The sequence below is a fragment of the Pseudoalteromonas luteoviolacea CPMOR-1 genome (assembly GCF_001625685.1).
GTDB lineage: Bacteria > Pseudomonadota > Gammaproteobacteria > Enterobacterales > Alteromonadaceae > Pseudoalteromonas > Pseudoalteromonas luteoviolacea_K.
The window spans coordinates 1-22975 of sequence record NZ_AUYC01000021.1 but is presented as its reverse complement, the minus strand read 5'-3'; the positions used below and the strand labels follow the sequence as shown (position 1 = coordinate 22975).

General features: G+C 42.0%; 18 protein-coding genes. All 18 read left to right on the top strand.

All coding sequences use genetic code 11. The features are described 5' to 3' along the window. The first annotated feature begins 231 nt into the window (after positions 1-231). The 18 genes from rimP to N473_RS08295 all read left to right on the top strand — a co-directional run bounded on the left by rimP (position 232) and on the right by N473_RS08295 (position 22738). Positions 232-687, top strand: a complete 456-nt coding sequence (gene rimP / locus N473_RS08380) for a ribosome maturation factor RimP (protein WP_039611540.1) — start codon at positions 232-234, stop codon at positions 685-687. Between the two features lie 39 nt (positions 688-726). Then, positions 727-2226, top strand: coding sequence for a transcription termination factor NusA (gene nusA / locus N473_RS08375; protein WP_039611539.1), 1500 nt, complete (start codon positions 727-729; stop codon positions 2224-2226). 26 nt (positions 2227-2252) lie between these two features. Next, on the top strand, positions 2253-4931 hold the full coding sequence (infB, locus tag N473_RS08370) for a translation initiation factor IF-2 (RefSeq protein ID WP_063367518.1): 2679 nt from the start codon (positions 2253-2255) through the stop codon (positions 4929-4931). A 107-nt stretch (positions 4932-5038) separates the two neighbouring features. Further along, a complete protein-coding gene (gene rbfA / locus N473_RS08365) occupies positions 5039-5443 on the top strand; it encodes a 30S ribosome-binding factor RbfA (protein WP_063367517.1) in 405 nt (134 codons plus the stop codon). Then, entirely contained in the window at positions 5443-6378 is a 936-nt protein-coding gene (truB, locus tag N473_RS08360; protein ID WP_063367516.1) for a tRNA pseudouridine(55) synthase TruB, read from the top strand. The genes rbfA and truB overlap by 1 nt, the downstream gene beginning before the upstream one ends. A 103-nt stretch (positions 6379-6481) precedes the next feature. After that, a complete protein-coding gene (rpsO, locus tag N473_RS08355) occupies positions 6482-6751 on the top strand; it encodes a 30S ribosomal protein S15 (protein ID WP_036975065.1) in 270 nt (89 codons plus the stop codon). A 244-nt stretch (positions 6752-6995) separates the two neighbouring features. Further along, the gene (gene pnp, locus N473_RS08350) at positions 6996-9125 is read left to right on the top strand and encodes a polyribonucleotide nucleotidyltransferase (RefSeq protein ID WP_063367515.1); all 2130 of its coding nucleotides are present in this window, start codon (positions 6996-6998) and stop codon (positions 9123-9125) included. Between the two features lie 107 nt (positions 9126-9232). After that, entirely contained in the window at positions 9233-10126 is an 894-nt protein-coding gene (nlpI, locus tag N473_RS08345) for a lipoprotein NlpI (protein WP_231099542.1), read from the top strand. Beyond that, positions 10127-11299 (top strand): hypothetical protein, encoded by a 1173-nt coding sequence (locus N473_RS08340; protein ID WP_063367513.1) that lies wholly within the window; start codon positions 10127-10129, stop codon positions 11297-11299. A gap of 238 nt (positions 11300-11537) precedes the next feature. After that, on the top strand, positions 11538-14330 hold the full coding sequence (locus N473_RS08335; RefSeq protein WP_063367512.1) for a monovalent cation/H+ antiporter subunit A: 2793 nt from the start codon (positions 11538-11540) through the stop codon (positions 14328-14330). Continuing rightward, positions 14330-14701: a Na+/H+ antiporter subunit C gene (locus tag N473_RS08330; RefSeq protein WP_046356586.1), complete on the top strand. Its 372-nt coding sequence runs from the start codon at positions 14330-14332 to the stop codon at positions 14699-14701. The genes N473_RS08335 and N473_RS08330 overlap by 1 nt, the downstream gene beginning before the upstream one ends. Then, positions 14698-16209, top strand: coding sequence for a monovalent cation/H+ antiporter subunit D (locus N473_RS08325; RefSeq protein ID WP_063367511.1), 1512 nt, complete (start codon positions 14698-14700; stop codon positions 16207-16209). Before N473_RS08330 ends, N473_RS08325 begins: the two co-directional genes overlap by 4 nt. After that, entirely contained in the window at positions 16210-16746 is a 537-nt protein-coding gene (locus tag N473_RS08320; protein ID WP_039611530.1) for a Na+/H+ antiporter subunit E, read from the top strand. Then, positions 16740-17009 carry a K+/H+ antiporter subunit F gene (locus N473_RS08315; protein ID WP_023397675.1) on the top strand — a complete coding sequence of 90 codons (270 nt, stop codon included), beginning with the start codon at positions 16740-16742 and terminating at the stop codon, positions 17007-17009. Before N473_RS08320 ends, N473_RS08315 begins: the two co-directional genes overlap by 7 nt. A gap of 12 nt (positions 17010-17021) precedes the next feature. Beyond that, positions 17022-17348 (top strand): Na+/H+ antiporter subunit G, encoded by a 327-nt coding sequence (locus N473_RS08310; protein ID WP_268747841.1) that lies wholly within the window; start codon positions 17022-17024, stop codon positions 17346-17348. Positions 17349-17669: 321 nt separating this feature from the next. Then, positions 17670-19730: a methyl-accepting chemotaxis protein gene (locus N473_RS08305; protein WP_231099541.1), complete on the top strand. Its 2061-nt coding sequence runs from the start codon at positions 17670-17672 to the stop codon at positions 19728-19730. 136 nt (positions 19731-19866) lie between these two features. Beyond that, positions 19867-21804, top strand: a complete 1938-nt coding sequence (locus tag N473_RS08300; RefSeq protein ID WP_063367509.1) for a DNA topoisomerase III — start codon at positions 19867-19869, stop codon at positions 21802-21804. A gap of 76 nt (positions 21805-21880) precedes the next feature. Beyond that, positions 21881-22738 (top strand): tetratricopeptide repeat protein, encoded by an 858-nt coding sequence (locus N473_RS08295; protein WP_063367508.1) that lies wholly within the window; start codon positions 21881-21883, stop codon positions 22736-22738. Positions 22739-22975 lie beyond the last annotated feature (237 nt).

The window sequence follows — 22975 nt, the reverse complement described above, 5'->3', positions numbered from 1 at the left end:
TCGCGCATTCATGGTAATGCGCGTTTTGCGTTTAAGCGCAAGCTTAATTTAGGCTGGTACAGTCCGCAACCAAGCACGGCCTTTGGCCACACAGTTTGTTTTTGGTGTGACGCCCCGCTTGGTTCGGGGCGTTGTTGTGTCTGGTGCTAGATATTAGCAATTTAGGCCCAAGAACATGCAGCTGAATTGATGGGGCCATGAGCCCTTTTTTTGTTTGTATGGAGGTAATTTGTGTCAAAACTCGAGCAAGATTTAACCGTAATGCTAGAGCCGGCTGTTGAAGCATGCGGTTTTGAGCTACTCGGTCTAGAGTTTGTGCAAGCGGGTCGTCATTCTACACTTAGAGTGTACATTGAACATGAGAATGGTATTAATGTTGACGATTGTGCAGAAGTAAGTCGCCAAATTAGTGCGATTATGGATGTAGAAGATCCCATTACAAATGAATATAACTTAGAAGTGTCTTCACCGGGTGTGGATAGACCATTATTCAAACAAGCTCATTATGAGGACGCGCAAGGTGAAGAGGTGCGTTTGCGCACTAAACTTCCACAAGATGGTCGCCGTAATTTTAAAGGCGATCTGGTAGCAGTTAAAGGCGATATGATCACGCTGACTGTCGACGGACAAGAGCATCACATTATGCTTAGTAACGTCGAAAGAGCTAATATCATCGCCAAATTTTAAGATTAAGTGCGAAGGACCAGGGCAAGCGAGGCAAAACCTATGGCAAAAGAGATCTTGTTGGTTGCAGAAGCTGTATCCAATGAAAAAGCAGTCCCAAGAGAGAAAATTTTTGAGGCGTTAGAGTTCGCACTGGCGACTGCCACAAAGAAAAAACATGACGGTGAAATTGAAGTACGTGTTTCTATCGATAGAAAAACGGGTGAATATGACACATTCCGTCGTTGGCAGGTAGCAGAGCCGCTAGAAGATGGTTCATTAGAAAATCCATATTCTGAAATTACTATTGAAGCAGCTCAAGTAGAAGAGCCAGAATTACAACTTGGTGATTATGTAGAAGAGCAAATTGAATCTATTCAATTTGACCGCATTACAACTCAGATGGCGAAGCAAGTAATCGTACAAAAAGTACGTGAGGCTGAGCGTGCTTTAGTGGTTGATGCATATAAAGATCAAAAGGGTGAGTTGGTTACAGGTGTAGTTAAAAAGGCGTCACGAGATACTGTTGTGATTGATCTTGGTAACAACGCTGAAGCTGTTATCTACCGCGAAGATATGTTACCACGTGAAAGCTTCCGTCCAGGTGACCGTGTTCGTGGTTTACTTTATGAAGTAAAGCCTGAAGCACGTGGTGCGCAGTTATTTGTAACACGTTCTAAGCCAGAGATGCTAATGGAATTATTCCGCATCGAGGTACCTGAAATTGGTGAAGAGATGATCGAGCTTAAAGGTGCTGCTCGTGATCCTGGTTCACGTGCAAAAATTGCTGTTAAATCAAATGATAAGCGTATAGACCCTGTAGGTGCGTGTGTAGGTATGCGTGGTGCACGTGTACAGGCCGTTTCTACAGAGCTAGGCGGAGAGCGTGTTGATATAGTATTATATGACGACAACCCAGCTCAGTTTGTCATTAATGCGATGGCGCCAGCAGAAGTTGCTTCTATTGTGATGGATGAAGATTCTCGCACGATGGAAATCGCCGTTGAAGCAGACAACCTAGCACAGGCAATTGGTCGTAACGGACAAAACGTTCGTCTTGCTAGCCAGTTAACTGGTTGGGAATTGAACGTAATGACAGTTGAAGATATGGAGCGTAAAAACGCAGAAGAATCTGACAAACTGATCAGTTTATTTACGGACAATTTAGATATTGATGACGACTTTGCAGAGTTCTTAATCAACGAAGGCTTCTCAACACTTGAAGAAGTTGCATATGTTCCAGTTGCTGAATTCCTTGAAATTCAGGGATTAGACGAAGACACAGTTGAAGAGTTACGTAAACGTGCAAAAGATGCTTTAACAACTAAAGCACTTCGTGATGAAGAGTCTTTGGAAGGTGCTGAGCCTGCTCAAGACTTACTAGACCTTGAAGGTTTAGATCGTCACTTAGCGTTTGTGATGGCGAGCAAAGGCGTTATCACCCTTGAAGATTTAGCAGAACAGGGTATCGACGAATTAGTTGAGATCACTGAATTATCTGAACAGCAAGCGGGCGACTTTATTATGGCTGCACGTAACATTTGCTGGTTTAGTGAAGAGTAGTTTATTAACGGGAGGTAACGCATAGCATGGCAGAAGTGAGCATAGAGAAACTAGCCGAGAACATTGGTACAACTGTCGATAAATTACTACAGCAGTTAACAGATGCAGGGATCACCAAAGCCAAAGGCGATCAGGTAAGTGAATCTGAAAAAGCCAAGTTACTTGATCACTTGAGCAAGCAACATGGTGGTACAGGTTCAGACGGCCCTGAGCGCATGACTCTTCAGCGTAAAAGCAAGAGTACATTAAGTGTTACTGGTTCGACTGGTAAAGCTAAATCGGTTCAGGTAGAAGTACGTAAAAAGCGCACTTACGTTAAAAAGAGCGCAATCGAGCAGCAAAAAGAGCAAGAACGCTTAGCTGCAGAGGAAGCTGCGCGCAAAGAAGCAGAATTGAAAGCTCAACAAGAAGCTGAGCAACGAGCGAAAGAAGAAGCTGAACGCAACGCCCAACAGGAGGCAGAGCGAAAAGCCAAAGAGGAAGCTGAGCGCAAAGCTAAAGAAGAAGCCAAACGTAAAGCAGAAGCAGAACGTCAAGCGAAAGAACAGCAGAGTAAAGAAGTGGATAGCGCCCAACAAGAGCAAGAGAAAATCGAAGCAGAACGTCTTCGTACAGAAGCAGAAGCAGCAGCTGTGAAAAAAGCTGAAGAAGAAGCAAAACGTCAAGCAGAAGAAGCTCGTCGTCTAGCGGAAGAGAATGAAGCACGCTGGAAAGCTGAAGAAGAAGAGCGCAAACGTCGCGAAGCTTCTGCAGATCACCACATGACGACTTCTACATACGCACGTGAAGCAGAAGATGAATCTGATGCACGTGAAGAAAAAAGTGCACGTCGTAAGAAAAAGAAAAAGCCACAGGCTAAAGGCGAAAATAACGCACAGTCACGTGGTAAAAAAGGCAAGCTTAAAGCGCCTACTTCTCTTCAGCACGGTTTCCAAAAGCCTGCGGCAGAAGTTAAACAAGAAGTGCGCATCAGTGAAACAATCACCGTATCTGAGCTTGCATCACGCATGGCTGTGAAAGGTGCTGAAGTAGTTAAAACACTGATGAAGCTTGGTGAAATGGTAACGATTAACCAGGTTATTGACCAAGAAACTGCACAGTATGTTGCAGAGGAAATGGGTCATAAAGTTGTTCTTGTTAAAGAGAATGAACTTGAAGAGAAAGTACTTAATGACCGCAGTGACAACGAAAGTGTTGGTCCACGTGCACCGGTTGTTACTGTAATGGGTCACGTTGACCATGGTAAGACATCAACGCTAGATTATATTCGTAAAGCGAAAGTAGCCGATGGCGAAGCGGGCGGTATCACACAGCACATTGGTGCATACCATGTTGAAACTGACGGCAACATGATCACGTTCCTTGATACTCCGGGACACGCAGCGTTTACATCAATGCGTGCACGTGGTGCAAAAGCAACGGATATCGTTGTACTAGTTGTAGCTGCTGATGATGGTGTAATGCCGCAGACTAAAGAAGCTGTACAGCACGCAAAAGCTGCTGAAGTACCGCTTATCATCGCTGTAAATAAAATGGATAAAGAGGGCATTGACCCTGATCGTGTTAAAAACGAACTTGCTCAATTGGATGTTATTCCAGAAGAGTGGGGTGGTGACACGCAGTTTGTTCATATCTCAGCGAAAACAGGTCTAGGTATTGACGACTTACTTGAAGCGATCTTGATGCAAGCTGAGCTATTAGAGCTTACAGCGCCTCAAGAAGGCATGGCACAAGGTGTTGTAATTGAATCTCGTCTAGATAAAGGTCGTGGTCCAGTTGCTACTGTACTTGTACAGGGCGGTACGCTTGAGCAAGGTAACATCGTTCTTTGTGGTCTTGAGTACGGTCGTGTTCGTGCAATGAGAGACGAAAACGGCAAAGAAATTTCACAAGCTGGCCCTTCAATCCCTGTAGAGATCTTAGGTCTTTCAGGTGTACCTGCGGCAGGTGATGAAGCAACGGTTGTTAAAGACGAGCGTAAAGCACGTGAAGTTGCTCTATATCGTCAAGGCAAGTTCCGTGAAGTGAAGCTTGCACGTCAGCAGAAAGCGAAGCTTGAAAACATGTTCACTAACATGACTGACGGCGATATCTCTGAAGTTAACGTTGTACTTAAAGCAGACGTTCAAGGTTCAATTGAAGCAATTTCTGATTCACTAACTAAGTTGTCTACAGACGAAGTAAAAGTGAAGATTGTAGGTAGCGGTGTAGGTGGTATCACTGAAACTGATGCAACACTTGCAGCGGCTTCAAATGCTATCATCGTTGGTTTCAACGTACGTGCTGATGCATCTGCGCGTAAAGTAATTGAAGCTGAAAACCTTGACCTTCGTTACTACAGCGTTATTTACGACCTGATCGAAGAAGTGAAACAAGCAATGGCAGGTATGCTTGCGCCTGAATTCAAACAAGAGATCATTGGTCTTGCTGAAGTACGTGACGTGTTCAAGTCGCCTAAGATTGGTGCTGTTGCTGGTTGTATGGTAACTGAAGGTATCGTTAAGCGTAGCGCGCCAATTCGTGTACTACGTGAAAACGTGGTTATCTACGAAGGTGAGCTTGAGTCACTTCGTCGCTTTAAAGATGACGTACAAGAAGTTCGTAACGGTATGGAATGTGGTATCGGCGTTAAGAACTACAACGACGTTAAAGTTGGCGATCAAATTGAGGTATTCGAAACTGTTGAAGTACAGCGTTCACTGTAATTCTCACAGGGTCTAAACCTTGAAATGGGGGCATTCGCCCCCATTTGTGTTTGTGTTTTTTGGGTTTTTATATTATAAAAATCAATAGTTTAAATTAAGTGGTGACAATGAGAGAATTTTCTCGTACAGATCGCGTTGCACAGCAAATTCAAAAAGAAATTGCGGTTATTTTGCAACGAGAAATAAAAGATCCAAGATTAGGTATGGTGACTGTATCAGCAGTTGAAGTATCTCGTGATTTATCCTACGCAAAAATCTTTGTAACTGTTTTAAGCAGTAAAAGCGATGAGGATACTAAGCAAAACCTAACAATTCTGAATGATGCAACGGGCTATATCCGTTCATTGCTTGGTAAACGTATCCGCGCCCGTATTATGCCAGAGTTAAGATTTGTACTTGATAACTCACTAATGGAAGGTATGCGTATTTCTAACTTGGTTGATGAAGTGATCCGCACTGATAAAGAAAAGCGCGGTGAAGATAATGATTCAGCTGAAGGTGGTGAAGAGTAATGGCCCGTCGTAGTAAAGGTCGCCCAGTTGATGGCATTGTACTTTTACACAAGCCACAAGGGATCTCATCCAACAAAGCTTTGCAACAGGCTAAAGGTATCTACTTTGCACAAAAAGCAGGTCACACTGGTGCGTTAGACCCGCTTGCAACTGGAATGCTTCCTATCTGCTTTGGTGAAGCAACAAAGTTTACGCAGTTTTTATTGGATACTGATAAAACCTACGTTGTTCGTGCACAATTAGGTGAGCGTACAACTACATCGGATTCTGATGGCGAAATTGTTGAAACTCGTCCGGTTGAAATTACGCAACAGCAGTTAGAGCAGGAAGTTGCGAGCTTTTTAGGTGAGTCGGACCAATATCCATCGATGTATTCTGCACTTAAATACCAAGGCCAGCCTTTATATAAGTATGCACGTGAAGGCATTGAAGTGCCGCGCAAATGTCGCAAAATAAACGTATATAGTATTACACTGGATGAATATGACGTTGAGCGTCAGCAGATCCAGATGACAGTGCATGTCTCAAAAGGTACTTATATTCGTACCATCGTTGATGATTTAGGTGAGAAGCTAGGGTGTGGTGCCCATGTTATCATGTTGCATCGCAGTGGCGTTGGTCACTATCCAGCCGAAAAGATGATCACCATCGAAGCGCTAGAAGAAAAGTTACAACAAGCTAAAGCAGAAGGTGTTGAGCCATCTACTTACATTGATGATTTATTACTTCCGATGGATACCGCTCTGGTCGATTTACCGACGATTACTCTAACCAAAGAGCAAGGTATTGCTTTTAGCCACGGACAGACAGTGGTTGTTGGGGAAGTACCTGAGGGGGTTATTAAGGTGATGGCTGAAGAGACGTTTATCGGTATTGGTGAGCGTAACAAACATGGCCATCTAAAGGCAAAAAGAGCACTTTCAAGTGCACAATAATTTTGTCAGCGGCATTAATTACTGATACAATGCCGCCGCTTTGTCGCTTTGGCTGAATTAGTGATCGGCTAAAGCATTAAATTTATTTAAATTGGAGTTTATTATGTCACTAAGCAACAAAGAAAAAGCAGAAATCGTAGCAAAATTCGCACGCGCAGAAGGCGACACTGGTTCTCCAGAAGTTCAAGTTGCACTTCTAACTGCTGATATCAACAAACTACAAGGCCACTTTGCTGACCACAAACACGACTTCCACTCTCGTCGTGGTCTACTACGTAAAGTTAGCCAACGTCGTAACCTTCTTGACTACCTTAAAGGTAAGAACGTTGAGCGTTACGCTGCGTTGATCAAAGAGCTTGGCCTACGTCGCTAAGAATTTGATGAATTGTTGGATTTTTATCCGACAATACAAAAGGGGCGAATTCGCCCCTTTTTTTGTGCGTGTACTAGCAGTATACTTACCCTCGCTCATGCATAGTGCTGAGCAAGCGCCGATACTTCTGCCAATTGTAGTGCTTAAGTAGAACTCTATGAGTAGCCAGTAATTTTGGCTGTTCTATTTAAGACTGTAATTGGTTGTTGTTGGCGTTTTAATATATTTTTTAAGGAATATTTTTGTGCAAGCAATAATTAAAGAATTCCAGTTAGGTCAACACACAGTGACTCTGGAAACAGGTGCAATCGCACGTCAGGCTGACGGTGCGGTTTTAGCAAGCATCGGTGACACATCAGTACTAGTGACTGTTGTTGGTAAGCGTGAAGCAGCGCCTGGTCAGGACTTCTTCCCTCTTACGGTTAACTACCAAGAAAAAATGTACGCAGCTGGCCGTATCCCTGGTGGTTTCTTGAAGCGTGAAGGTCGTCCTTCTGATTCAGAAACACTAACAGCACGTCTAATTGACCGTCCAATTCGTCCACTATTCCCAGACGGTTTCGTGAACGAAGTACAAGTTATCGCGACAGTTGTTTCATCTGATCCAGAAATCCAGCCTGATATGGTTGCGTTGATCGGTACTTCTGCAGCACTAGCAATTTCTGGTGTACCATTCAATGGTCCTATCGGTGCAGCGCGTGTTGGTTACATCAATGGTCAATACGTACTTAACCCAACTGTAACTGAGTTAGCTGAAAGCAAGCTAGATCTAGTGGTAGCGGGTACTGAAAATGCAGTACTGATGGTTGAATCAGAAGCTGAAATCTTAACTGAAGAAGAGATGCTAGGTGCTGTTGTATACGGTCACGATCAGTCTCAAGCTATCATCAAAGCAATTGAAGAGTTCAAAGCTGATGCTGGTAAACCTGCTTGGGATTGGACTGCACCTGAGAAAAACGTTGCACTAGCAGACAAAGTCGCTGCAATTGCAGAAGAAAAAGTAGGCACGGCTTACCTTATTACTGACAAAGTAGCACGTAAAGAATCGCTATCTGAAGCAAAAGCAGAAGTATTTGAAAAACTAACTGCTGAGCTTGCTGAAGGCGAAGAACTAGACGAACAAGAAGTTGGTAAGCTATTCAGCTCTCTAGAGAAGAAAATTGTTCGTGGTCGTATCATTGCAGGTGAGAAACGTATCGATGGTCGTGAACCAGATATGGTACGTGCACTTGACGTAATGACTGGTGTACTTCCACGTACACACGGTTCATCAATTTTCACACGTGGTGAAACTCAGGCATTAGTAACTGCTACTTTAGGTACTGAACGTGATGCACAGATGATGGATGATCTAGTTGGTACGCATAAGCATCACTTCATGCTTCACTATAACTTCCCTCCATTCTGTGTAGGTGAAACTGGTTTCATCGGTTCTCCAAAGCGTCGTGAAATCGGCCACGGTAACCTTGCAAAGCGTGGTGTTCAAGCGGTAATGCCAAGCTTAGAAGAATTCCCTTACTCAGTACGTGTTGTATCTGAAATCACTGAGTCAAATGGTTCATCTTCAATGGCATCTGTATGTGGTACTTCTTTGGCTCTGATGGACGCAGGTGTGCCTGTTAAAGCTTCTGTTGCTGGTATCGCAATGGGTCTAGTTAAAGAAGGCGAAGAGTTCGTTGTTCTTTCAGATATCTTAGGTGATGAAGACCACCTAGGTGACATGGACTTTAAAGTAGCAGGTAGCAGCGCTGGTGTTACTGCACTTCAGATGGATATCAAGATTGAAGGCATCACTAAAGAAATCATGCAAATCGCACTTAGCCAAGCTAAAGCGGCGCGTATGCACATCCTTAGTGTGATGGATCAAGCAATTGCTGCGCCTTCACAAGAACTTTCTGAATTCGCTCCGCGTATTTACACGATGAACATTCCACCGAAGAAGATTGCAGACGTAATCGGTAAAGGTGGTGCAACAATCCGTCAGCTAACTGAAGAAACTGACACAACGATCGAAATCGAAGATGACGGTACTGTTAAGATTGCTGCAACCAACGGTAATAGCGCTAAAGAAGCGATTGCACGTATTGAAGCACTAACAGCTGAGCTAGAAGTTGGCACTATCTACAACGGTAAAGTAAACCGCATCGTTGACTTTGGTGCGTTTGTAAATGTACTACCGGGTAAAGATGGCCTTGTACATATTTCTCAAATCAGCAAAGAGCGTGTTAATAACGTGTCTGATCACCTGAAGGTAGGTCAAGAAGTTAAAGTAAAAGTGCTAGAAGTTGATCGTCAAGGCCGTGTACGCCTGAGCATCAAAGAAGCGCTTGAGCCTTCGGAGCCTGCTGCAGAGCAAGCGCCAAAAGGTGAGTAATTTTTTGTAAAGAAACAATAAGTTTCGTTAAAAGGGGCTGAATGGCCCCTTTTTTTGTGTTTTAATGGCTGACACAATCAATTATCTGGCCCAAAGAGGGATATACCTTGAGATTTTTATTATTACCACTGCTAGGATTGAGCTTAATGGGCTGTCAGAGTTCACAGCAAGATAGCGTTCAAGAAATGCTACAATCAGTGTTACCAGTACCATTTACTGAGCCCTTACAGCCAGATCCTCGAGCTCAAATTGAAGTGGCTAGATACAGTGAGTTATTAAACAGTGCAGAATTGACTCGCAACCAAAGAGCCGAGTTGTACCACATTCGTGGTAAACTATATGATAGCTTAGGCTTGCCTCAGCTAGCGCAAGTTGACTTTAACCGCGCTTTGAAATTGAAGCCGGATTTAGCTGAAACCTATAATTTTTTGGGAATACATCACACCTTGCGCCAAGAATTCACAGAGGCGTACGAAAGCTTTGACTCAGTGCTAGAGCTTGATTCCAGCTATGAGTATGCGTATTTAAATCGTGGTATTGCCCTTTATTATGGCGGAAGAGCGGAACTTGCGGTAGATGATTTCGAGCGTTTCTTATCCAGCGCGCCGGATGATGCCTACAGAATGCTATGGCTGTATATAGCCCACAGTGCACTAGATCCTGTTGCTGCAAAGACGCAGTTAAATCAAAATAGTTTGCAACTGGATAAGGATACTTGGTCCACCCAAATCGTACAGTTTTATCTAAATCAATTAAGTGAAGAACAGTTTCTTGCAGGGATTGCAATAGGTGCTCAGTCACAAGAGGAGTATGCTCAAAGACTTTGTGAAGCATACTTTTATATCGCTAAAATACACCTCAGTGCAGGGCGCTTTATACAGGCGGCAGAGTATTTTAGGCTAACGTTAGCCACTAACGTATATGAGTTTGTCGAGCATAAATATGCTAAGTTAGAGCTGCGCTTACTCAGAGAAGCCTTGTTGCGAGCCAGCACCAGCTAAATGATGTTTCGTCAGTATCTTACTGGCATTGCCTTTATTTTGCTGGCTGTGCCAAGTAGCAGTCAGCAAACGTTATTTCGACACGAATCGATTATCACCCAACTCCCTCATTTGGTAGCCCAAGCTGCTCAAGCATACAACCCGTTGAGCCAAGCCTATTTGACACTGACGAAGATACCTGAGCGGCTCAGCGATAAGCAAGTTTTAACGTTACGTCGCTCAGGTTACGCGGCTTTTGCTTTTGAGTGGAGTATTCGGTTATTTGGGCTTGGCAGAAACGAGCAGGCCTGGTTGTTGTTTGAACAATATTGGCGCAAAGCACCGACTTCTTCACACACCCGCTTGCTGGCATTATTGCAGGAAAAAAAACGCTTTCATGCCATGGAACGAGTGCAAGCGCGAGTTGGGCATATAGAACCGTATGCTTCTATTAGTGCAATGGGGTTAGGCCGTGCTGTTGATGTATTAAATAGAGACAGTATTAGGCACATGGGATTCTCAATATTGGATGAGCAAATGCGAGCAAATGATTGTGAGCATACAATCTTGTTATTAGCAGAAACCTTGAGTGGGCTTGAGCAACTTAAGCGGCTGAAGGCTCAGTACGCTCAAAGTGTGCTATCCGATGTTTTACCCTATTGCTTATCAGAGCCGCTTTATATCGGCGATATAACACAGTGCAACAGTCATGCATCAGTATTCATTCAATGTGATATCAAGCCGTTGGTACAAAAAAGTGCGGTATTACAGGCAAGGCATTTGGTGATTATGACGGAAGAGCAAGGTTTAGCTAACGTGTACAATGGCGTCATGCGTTTGCATCACAAAAGTGAGCTTGAACTGTTTATCCATGAACTGATGCATTTTGCTCATTTTGAAGATGAATATCCCGTACCTGTCAGCAAAGCTAATTGGCTCTGTAAAACTCAGGGGTTTAAAGCTCCTAATTTATATGTGGGAAAAACTGCACCATCAGGTTGGTATCAAAGTGATACGTGTAAATTTGGCCTGCTTCAATCCTATAAACCACAGTACGCAGCATCAAAGATGGAATATCATGAAATCCACTTGTCAAACCAATATTTAGGATTATGGTTAAAGTCTCTAGATAAAACTTTATTAGGACCTAGTGATTATCAAGTTTACCTGAATGAGCTAAGTGCTACACGTTGAACTGGGTTAAATGAGCGTACCTTTTATGAACAGGATCTGAATTGTTTGTTAATCTTGTCTACAATTTGCACAGCCAGTACGTGAAACTCTAGACAAGTCAAACACTAATAAAGTATAACTGGTAGACGTTATGTGTGATAAAAATGCACGTAAAAAATAAACAGAACACGATCGCCATGACGTAATCATAACGTGCATTTAATAGTGATGAACGGCATCGAAGATATAAGGCTTCTTTATGACTTTGCTTTGGATACCATTGATATCCTTGTTAGGTAGTTTACTTTCTTCATTAACAGGTAAGCTCTCTCGCAATCAGTCTACTGCAATCACCTTGATTGCTCCTACTGTGGCTCTTTTATTAGCCATTGATTTAGCTCCCGCAGTGTTTGCTGGGGAAGCTGTTCGCGCAACGTTAGATTGGGTACCAATACTCGATCTGGATGTGTCTTTCCGTTTAGATGGTTTGGCACTGCTATTTGTATTTATGATCTTAGGAATTGGCATATTAGTTATTTTTTATGCACGTTATTACCTGAGTGAAAATGATTCAATGCCCAAGCTTTATGCGTACTTGATGTTATTCATGACAGCGATGCTTGGTATTGTGATGTCTAACAATGTACTGCAGCTTTGGGTATTCTGGGAGTTGACCAGTATTAGCTCATTCTTGTTGATCAGTTACTGGTGGCACAAATCTGAAGCGCGTAAAGGCGCAAAAATGGCGCTGGCTATCACCGGTGGCGGTGGGTTAGCGTTACTTGCTGGCTTACTATTACTTGGCAATATTGTTGGCAGTTATGATTTAGATATTATTCTTGCTAGCCGAGAGTTAATTCAATCACACGATCTTTACGAAGTTGCTTTGGTGTTGGTGTTATTGGGTGCATTTACTAAATCAGCTCAATTTCCTTTCCACTTCTGGCTACCGCACGCTATGGCTGCGCCAACTCCTGTAAGTGCTTACTTACACTCGGCAACTATGGTTAAAGCGGGTATTTTCTTACTTGCACGTTTTTACCCAGCTTTGGCGGGAACAGAAATTTGGTTTATTTTAGTGGGCCTGACAGGTTTGATAACGCTGCTTGTCGGTGCGTATATCGCTTTATTTAAACATGACTTAAAGGGGCTACTGGCATTTTCGACTATCAGTCACCTTGGTCTCATTACCTTGTTACTGGGCTTGGATACAGAGCTTGCTACTGTCGCGGCTATTTTCCATATCATCAACCATGCTACGTTTAAGGCGTCGCTTTTCATGGCGACCGGTATCATTGATCATGAAACAGGCACCCGAGACATGCGTAAGCTCAATGGTATGTGGCGCTTTATGCCTTATACCGCTACATTGGCGATGGTTGCAGCTGCATCGATGGCCGGTGTTCCGTTGTTAAACGGTTTCTTGTCTAAAGAAATGTTTTTTGCAGAAACATTGCATCAGCAGTTACTGGGTTCAATGTCATGGCTTATCCCTATTTTAGCAACTATTGCTGCTGCTTTCTCTGTGGCTTATTCTGCGCGATTCATTCACGATGTTTTCTTTAATGGCGATCCGGTTGATTTACCAAAAGAGCCTCATGAAGCACCGCGTTATATGCGAGTACCTATTGAGATTTTGGTGGCGCTGTGTTTGATTGTGGGCATGTTCCCGAACTTTATTGTCGACGGAATTTTAAGACTGGCTTCTGGCGCTGTTTTAGGTGGCGAGCCACCGGAGTTCTACATCGCAATTTGGCACGGCTTGAATTTACCTCTGCTAATGAGTGCAATTGCTGTTTGTGGTGGTTTACTGATATATACTCAGCGCAAATACCTATTCCAATTCCAAGCATCTCTACCACCGATTAATGCCAAAAAAGGTTTTGAGAAGACCATGCACTCTGTAGTGACTTGGAGTCAGAATAAAATCAGTGCTATCGAGAATGGTTCATTACAGCGTTATTTGATGTTGATGCTGTTGGTTGTGCTTGTCAGTGCAGGTTGGCCATTATTTGAGATGAGCCAGTTAGTTGGTGAAAACGCCTTAACGCCTGTTGATATCCACAATGGCATTGGCGCGGGTTTATTAATGATTGGTGCGATTGGCACCGTTATTTGGCATCGTACGCGTATGGTTGCGTTGTTAATGATATCTGTCGTGGGTCTGATGGTATCTGTTGCATTTACGCGTTTCTCTGCACCAGATCTAGCGTTAACACAGTTAACGGTCGAAGTTGTTACCATTATTCTATTGATGCTCGCGTTGTTCTTCTTACCGCAGAAGACACCAAAAGAGTCTAGCTCGATTAGAACGTTAAGAGACTTGGGTATTGCATCTGCGATAGGTGTCATCATTGGTAGTATTTGTTATGCCCTGATCACACGACCTTTGACCTCGATCTCTGATTTCTTCGTTGCTAATGCAAAAACAGGCGGCGGTGGTACGAATGTTGTTAACGTTATCCTTGTTGATTTTAGGGGCTTTGATACGCTTGGAGAAATCGTTGTCTTGGGTATTGCAGCGCTAGGTATATACAAACTGATTATTCATTTACCGCTGTTTATGCCGGGCAGTGACTCTGAAGGTAGGCCGTGGGCGAAAGAGCGTTATCCGCTTCTGTTAGCTTCTATTTCACAAAGCTTGTTACCGCTTGCATTATTAGTGTCGTTCTACATTTTCTTAAGAGGACACAATCTACCTGGCGGTGGCTTTATCGCAGGCCTAGTCACAGCAATTGCCTTTATTTTGCAATATATCGCACATGGCTCAAATTGGATAGCAGAACGATTTACATTGAACTACAGAAAGATTATCGCGTCAGGTATTGCGATAGCGATGTTATCAGGTTTAGGTAGTTGGGTATTTGGACGACCTTTCTTGACTACGTGGTTTGATTATTTTGATATTCCATTGATTGGTGAGATTGAGCTTGCCAGTGCATTAGTATTTGATTTAGGTGTTTACATCACCGTTGTAGGCGCAACGCTGATGATACTAGCAAGTCTTGGTAAAGTGACTGCAAATGCACCCAAAGAAGAGGTGAATATTTAATGGAGCTTTTGTATTCTTCATGCGTGGGCCTTTTAGTGGCTTGCGGTGTATTTTTGATTTTACGTGCAAGAACGTTTCCGGTAGTACTTGGTTTAACCATGCTCTCGTACGCAGTTAACTTGTTTTTGTTTGCGTCAGGACGTTTGTCAATGAACCAAGCCGCTGTACTTGGTTACAGTGAAAGTTACGCAGATCCGTTGCCACAAGCGTTAGTGTTAACAGCCATTGTAATTGGCTTTGCTATGACTGCGTTTGTGGTGATTTTAGCGATTCGTGGTCGTGCTGATTTGGGTAATGATCACGTCAATGGGGTAGTACCTGATAAATCAAAAACGAATTCTCGTCAGGTGAAGGAGCAGGGTAAAGCATGAGTCAACATTTAACTTCTTTACCTGTGTTACTGCCTATGTTGGCGGCGGTGCTTATGCTGATGCCGCCGTGCGGGAAAAACCTAAAAATTAGACGTTATGTATCTGTTTTTATGGGCTTGATAACGACGGTGGTATCCGTGTCCTTACTGGCTTATGTAAAAGCAAACAGTACGCAAGTGTACGCTATTGGTGATTGGTCTGCGCCATTTGGCATAGTACTAATTGCAGATCCGATTTCAACGTTGTTGGTATCGCTCACATCATTTTTAGGTTTAGTTTGTGCTTTGTATAGCTGTGCTGGCGATGATGAAGAAGGTAGTTTTTTCCACCCCCTGTTACATTTTTTAATTTTAGGTGTGAATGGTGCTTTCTTAACTGGGGATGCATTTAACTTATTCGTATTCTTTGAAGTACTGTTGATTGCGTCTTATTCGTTACTGATGCACGGTGGAGATAAACGCAATACCCGTGCGGCACTGCAGTATGTCATTTTAAACCTTGTAGGGTCGTCTGTGTTCTTAATTGCGCTAGGTATCTTATACGGGACTTTGGGCACATTAAATATGGCCGATATGGCAACTCGTGTCATGGAGTTGCAAGGTGACGATGTATATCTGGCGAAAATTGGCGGGCTATTATTGCTTGTTGTATTCGCATTGAAAGGCGCGTTACTGCCACTTCATTTATGGCTGCCTAATACCTACTCAACGGCTATGCCCGTTGTTGCTGCGCTATTCGCCATTATGACTAAAGTCGGTGTGTACTCAATGATGCGTGTATATACTTTGATTTTTGGAGAGCAAGCTGGTGAATTGAGTCACATGGCACAACATTGGCTTTGGTGGCTAGCATTGGCAACCATTGTAATGGGTGCAATCGGTGTGCTTGCAAGTCAAGACTTACGCAAAATGGTTGCGAACCTAGTTGTCGTTTCTGTTGGTACATTGGTTGCTCTTGTTGCAGCTCAGACTGTAGATAGCAGCGCTGCAGCAATTTATTATTTAGTGCATTCTACGCTGGTTTCGGCAGCTTTATTCTTAATTGCTGATCTAGTGGGTAAGCAAAGAGGCAAAGTGAGCGACCGTATAACAGCGGGTCGTCCTGTTGCACAACCACTGTTCCTTGGTGGTGCCTTTATTTTTGCTGCTGTCACAGTTATTGGCATGCCGCCATTGTCAGGTTTTATTGGTAAAGTCTGGATTTTAGAATCTACTCTAGAATCTGCGCACGGGCATTGGTTTTGGCCAATTTACCTAATAGCGAGCTTGGCAGTACTCGTGTCGGTTTCGAAAGCGGGTAGTACCGTATTTTGGCATCATACGGGTAAAGGTGAAGCGAATACAGAAGAGAAGGCACATCCTGTTCAAATGGTGGCTGTTTTAATGTTAGTGGCGGCATCGCCTCTAATGGTCATTTTTGCAGGTCCGGTAACGGACTATGCGCAGTTTGCAGCAGTTGAGCTACATAACTTTTACGGCCTTATCCAACATGTATTAGGAGGCAAGTAAATGAGACTTGAAGCTAAATATAAATGGTTGCCAACGCCGTTTAGGAGCTTGTTATTATTTTCTGTATGGCTGTTGCTGAACAACACTGTAGCACTTGGCCATATTATTTTAGGTCTAGTTTTGGCGATTGTTATTCCATTGATAACACATCCATTCAGAACTAAGCAGCCACTGGTCGTCAGGCCATTTAGAGCATTGAGCCATTTAATGCTGGTTTTATATGATATATTGACAGCCAATATCGAAGTAGCGATTAAAATTCTTGGTCCAACCAAAAAGCTGAAGCCGGGTTTTGTGAAGGTACCGCTCGATCTTAATGAAGCCATGCCAATTACAATTTTGGCAAGTACGGTATCACTCACGCCGGGTACTGTTAGCGCCGAGGTTTATCCTTGGCCTGAAACCGTCGAAGGTGAAGACCCAAATTGTCAAAAATACTTACTTATCCATGTATTAGACCTGGATGATGAGCAGGCGTTGATCAATACCATTAAATCTCGCTATGAGGCGCCTTTAAAGGAGATCTTTGAATGTTAGACACGATCATCTTAATAGTATTCGCCATGATTGGTTTAGCACTACTGTTAAATTTATGGCGCTTAGTCGTTGGCCCATCAGTCCCAGACAGAATTTTGGCACTGGATACCATGTACATTAATACCATTGCGTTAATTATTCTATATGGAATGAATATGGGAACGTCGCTGTATTTTGAAGCTGCGTTGTTAATTGCTTTACTTGGCTTTGTTAGTACGGTTGCGGTGTGTAAATACCTGCTTCGTGGCGATATTATTGAATAGGAGGCCATGTAAGTGGATATTGTAATTTCAGTTTTGCTCTTAATGGGTGGGGTTTTGGTACTAGTAGGCTCAATCGGTTTGGTAAAAATGCCAGACTTTTTCATGCGCCTACATGGACCGACTAAAGCAACCACTTTAGGCATGGCATGTTTGCTTTTTGCCGCGATGGCACATTACAGTCAATATGGTGATGGGCTTAGTTTAAAAGAGATTCTAATTTCTTTGTTTTTACTTATTACCGCGCCAATCAGTGGTTATATGTTGATTAAGTCGGCAATTCATCACCGAATTGATTCTACTGATAAGACGACAGGCAAAGACAAAATAGAAGAAGATTAAACCCTTATTTTTAGCTGGGTGTGTAGGCACCCAGTTTTATTTCTTACCCCACCATTTGATTCTTAAATATTTATATTCTAATTTAATAATTAATCTAGATTAATTTATTCTTGCACATTTCAATTTAAACACTTATTGTCAATTAATCTTTAATATTTCTGTAGCATAATCAATTTTAGAAATTAAAGAATCAACTTCTAACAGTTCACTCTTCGTGCGTTTTTATACTCACTTGTGGTTAGTCAAAATAGAATTACAAGGTCATTTATGCGACAAATCTCAATCAAATACAAACTCATGTGCTTTGTTATTACGATCATAATGGCAGTAATAGCAATGCTCGTGATAACAACATGGTTGCATCTACAAGATGAAAATAAAAAACAAAGTGAGCAAATACAATCTGTAATTTTATCGGAAATTAATACCCGCTTGACTGCTCAAGGAGATTATTACGCACAGAAAATTGCTGCGTTTTTAAACTCCGCATATCGTGTGCCAAATACATTGGTGGGTGTATTAGAGTCGACATTAACAGCTCCTCTTGCTCGTAGTGATATTCAATCAATGCTTAAAGGTGCCTTACAAGCAAGCCCAGATATTTCTTCTGTATATGTGCATTTTGAAGAAAATGCCTATGATCAAAAAGATGCTCATTTTACTAATGATGCTGCTCACTCGGTTTTAGGAAGTGGCGCACTTGAAATGTATTTTACTCAGGATAGTGTGGGTATTACTCAACATAACGTCATGTCCTCTTCAGCAAAATATTCAGAAGTGCTTAATCGTTATGGTATACGTGAGGCTGAATGGTATTTATGTGCAAAAGAAAGCAAATTGCCATGTATTATGGAGCCGTATCTATACGAAATTTCCAAAGACAATGAAATGCTGATGACATCACTGACCGTGCCTATTACACAACATGGACGATTTAAGGGGATTATTGGTGTGGATGTCAACTTGCCAAATTTACAGCGGTTAGTGCAAGAACTTTCAAATCAGCTTTATCAGGGACAAGGAAAGGTACTATTACTCAGTGAACTTGGTTTGGTTGCTGGTGCTAGTCATCATCATAATAGTTTGGGTAAACCTCTCTCTGAAATTTTAGAAGGTACACTTGCTGAGCAACTAACATCTTTGCATATGAATAAAGGCTATCAAGAAGTTGGCAGCTCTATTTTTGTTGCTAGTCCAATCAAGATTCAATTGGCAAATGCGGTCTGGTCTTTAGTTATTGAAGTCCCAAAGCAAGAAGTTTTATCTTCAGCCTTTATGATTGAGAAGCAGTTGCATCAGTCCACTGAAGACCTTGGGATTTGGATGTTGATACTGGGAATAGTGATTGTATCAGTGGCTTTGGCTTTGAGTATCTTCTTGATTAATACGATCACTAAGCCTATTTCATATATCCAATCACGAGTTTCTAATCTTGCCTCCAATGAAGGGGACTTAACACATAAGCTGGATGTCACTCATCACGCAGAATTAATCTCTTTGGCGAATGGCTTTAATCTATTTACAAATAAATTAAGGCACATGATCGAGGATCTAAAAGGGCTTGCCCAGCAGTCGTATCAGCAGTCATATGTTACGACTGAGGCCGCAATCAATATAAAAAATAAAGTATCAAACCAACATATTGAGATCGATAGTGTTGTGACAGCGATTAATGAGCTTAGCGCGACGGCGAATGAAGTGGCTAGAGCTTGTGAACAAGCAGCGTCTACAACAGATAAAGCTGTTGGAACAGTCAATGAATGTGAGCACAAAATCGTTTCGACAACGAGTAAGGTTGAAGAGATTGCGGATCAAGTTTCGATTGCTCAGACAGCATTTAATAAGGTTGCTAAACGCAGTAATGATATTTCACAAATCTTGGATGTGATCAGAGCGATAGCAGAGCAAACGAACCTATTGGCATTAAATGCAGCGATAGAAGCTGCACGAGCTGGAGAGCAGGGCAGAGGTTTTGCTGTGGTGGCAGATGAAGTACGTTCTTTAGCATCTAAAACACAAGCGTCGACCGATGATATTGCCAAATTGATTGAAAATTTACAAAGTGAAATTAAAGGGGCTGAAGCGATAATCGAACATACGGTAAACAAGGGCCGTGATGCAACACTTTTAAGCCAGGAGGCTGCAAGCTCCATGAAAGGGCTTGTGGCAGAACTACATACTATCTCCCATGAAGTGACTCAAATAGCAACTTCTGCTGAAGAGCAAAGCATGGTAACAGAAGAAGTAAATACAAATACGACGAGTATTGCAGATGCAGCTCGTGAGTTATCACAGTTTGCTGATGAGGTAGAACTGGCAGCAAGTATGATGACTCAATTGGTCGAGCAAAAACATGGGCAATTAAATTTGCTGAAGACATAACTCACACTAATACGGACAGTTATTGATAAAAATAGCAAGTTTCTTATTTAGTAAAAGACGCAATTATTTGCAGACCCTAGATTTGTTTTAATGAGTTGGCTAGAATAACTGTAATTATATACAGTAAATAAACTTTATGAAGCTCTATATCGCAGAAAAACCTTCACTTGGGCGAGCAATTGCCGATGTACTACCAAAACCCCATAAAAAGCAGGATGGGTTCATAGAGTTAGGCAATGGTGATTGCGTGACTTGGTGCATTGGCCATTTGCTAGAGCAAGCTGAACCCGAAGATTATGATGAGCGTTATAAAAAGTGGCTGATCCAAGACCTACCCATTGTACCTTCAGAGTGGAAATTTAAAGCCAAACCGAAAACAAAAAAACAGTTATCTACTGTTAAGCGGTTAATAAAAAAGGCGAGTGTTTTAGTCCACGCTGGAGACCCAGATAGAGAAGGTCAGCTACTTGTTGATGAAGTGATCCAAGAGGCTAAACTTTCACAAGCAAAAAAATCATCAGTTGAGCGTGTATTAATAAGTGATTTAAACCCCAGTGCAGTAAAAAAAGCGCTTAACCAATCTAAATCTAACACTGAATTCATGCCTCTGAGTATCTCTGCGTTAGCTAGGGCAAGAGCAGACTGGTTGTATGGAATGAATTTGACTCGTGCATTTACTTTAGCAGGGCAAAAAGCAGGTATTCAAGGTGTGCTATCAGTTGGACGGGTACAAACACCTGTATTGGGCTTGGTTGTACGCCGAGATGAAGAAATTGAAAACTTTGTCTCAAAACCGTTTTATGAAGTGATAGCAATACTTCAAAAGCAGACTGGTGAGCAGTTTGAAGCTAAGTGGATCCCCAGTGAGGCATGTTTACCTTACATGGATGAAGAAAAGCGGGTGTTATTGAAATCACTAGCAGAGAATGTAGCGAGTAGAATAAAAGATAAACCAGCAGATCTAACTGAACTGGAGCAAATACCAAAAAAGCAAAATCCACCGCTACCATATAACTTATCAGCTTTGCAAATCGATGCAAATAAGCGGTTTGCTATGTCAGCCAAGCAAGTATTAGACATCTGCCAATCCTTATATGAAAAGCATAAATTAATTACTTACCCTAGATCAGATAATCGATATTTACCTAAAGATCATTACAGTGAGCGCAATGACATTTTAGCTGCAATGCTTAACAACAAAGGTGAAGAACAGTCACATATCAACAATGCGGACTTAAGCTTAAAAAGTAAATGCTGGAATGATAAAAAAGTAGAAGCTCATCATGCAATCATACCAACAAAGAAACATCTAAAGACAGCGCAGCTAGGTCATCATGAGCAGCAAGTTTATGGGTTGATCTGTAGGCAGTATCTAGCACAGTTTTACCCTGCTTACTTATATTCTCAAACTAAAGCGCACATACAGATCTCTGGTGGTAAGTTTATAGCCAAAGCAGATACAGTGATTGATATGGGTTTTAAGGTTTTGTATCAATCAAATAAAAAAGAGTCAGAGGATAAAAAGCAACTACCGATGCTTGAAGTTGGTGAACCATTACACTGCACTGATGGTGTAGTAATGGAAAAACATACACAACCCCCAAACTTTTATACAGAGGCTACATTATTAAGTGCCATGACGGGGATTGCTCGTTATGTAAAAGACAGTGATATTAAAAAAGTGCTGAAAGAAACAGACGGCTTAGGAACCGAAGCTACACGTGCAGGTATAATAGAGCTTCTATTTAAAAGGAACTTTTTAAGTAGAGAAGGAAAGTCTATTAAGTCCACAGAGCTAGGACGCGGGCTTATTAACACAATCCCCAATAACCTATCACTGCCTGATAGAACAGCACTGTGGGAATCGCAATTAACAAACATTGCACAAAAAACGGCTTCGTATAATCAGTTTATGTTACCGTTGCAGAATGAGCTATCGGAACTCGTGGGGCTATCTCAAACAATTAATACAGACGCATTAAAAGGGATCTCAACAACAAGTGCTTTCAAAAAGAAAGGCAGTTACCGTAAAACCCGTCGTAAGTCAGCATATACGAAAGGAAAAAGTAAATAGTTAGCGATAATTACCTTGTAAAGTACAAACAAGACACTATATAGCTATTAGAATCTAAATTAAGAATGCCTCATTTATGGAAAACAAAATTACATTAACGCCTGAAAATATCCAACAGGTATTATCATCTTCCTCTGCAGACCACCTTGTATTGTTGAGCTTTTATAGTGCTCAGCACCCTGATTGCTTGGCTCAAGCTGCTATTTTGGATGAATTAGCAACACAGTATAAAAGTAGCATTACCATTGCGACATTAGACTGTGATCTTCAACAGGCGTTAGCAGGGCAATTAGCGCAGCAAGTCGGTTTACAGGCCCTACCTACTATAGTTGTGTTAAAGGCAGGTTCGCCCGTAGATGTGTTGGCTGGCGCTAAAACAAAAGAAGAAATTACGAAAGTACTTACCGAGCATTTACCTTCGCCAGAATTGATTTTGCTAGATCAAGCAAAACAATCTCTAACAGCAGGGGATTTAAATGCTGCGTACTCACATGCAAAGCAGGCATATGATATTGCTAGAGGTAACCCAAGAGTAAATTTAGTTTTTGCAGACATTTGCATTCAAATACAAAAAACAGAAGATGCTGCAGCATTACTTGCGACGATCCCAGAAGATCAACATGACGCTTATTACAATAACTTGCAAGCTAAGCTGATCCAAGCACAAGAGGCGCAGGAATCTCCTGAAATAAAAAGATTGAGACAAGCTGTTGAACAAAACCCTGAAGATTTAGCTTTACTATGCGAGTTAGCTCAAGCACAGGTTGATGCTGGAAAAAAAGAAGATGCTTTAGACTCACTGTTTAAAGTACTGAGTAAAGATTTAGCGTTTGGTGAAGCAAGAAAAGGCTTTTTAGATATTATAGCATCTTTACCGGAAGGTGACGCAGCAGCGGCAAGTTTCCGTAGAAAACTATATAGTCTTCTTTACTAACCTTTTTGATATGTTGGCGTGATGAAGATCGCGCCAATAAATTTCTTGCAACTTCTCAAATATGTACAATACTTAAATTCCTTTTTCGAAAAGTCATGACATTTTGATTAAAAAATGATGACAATTCTTGTTTTTTCAAACGTTTCGGGCGGAATTTTAATCGTTTAAGTGTTTTTTATAAGTTTTCTTTAAAAAACACTTGATCAAAGTTAGGAACTCCCTATAATGCGCACCCAC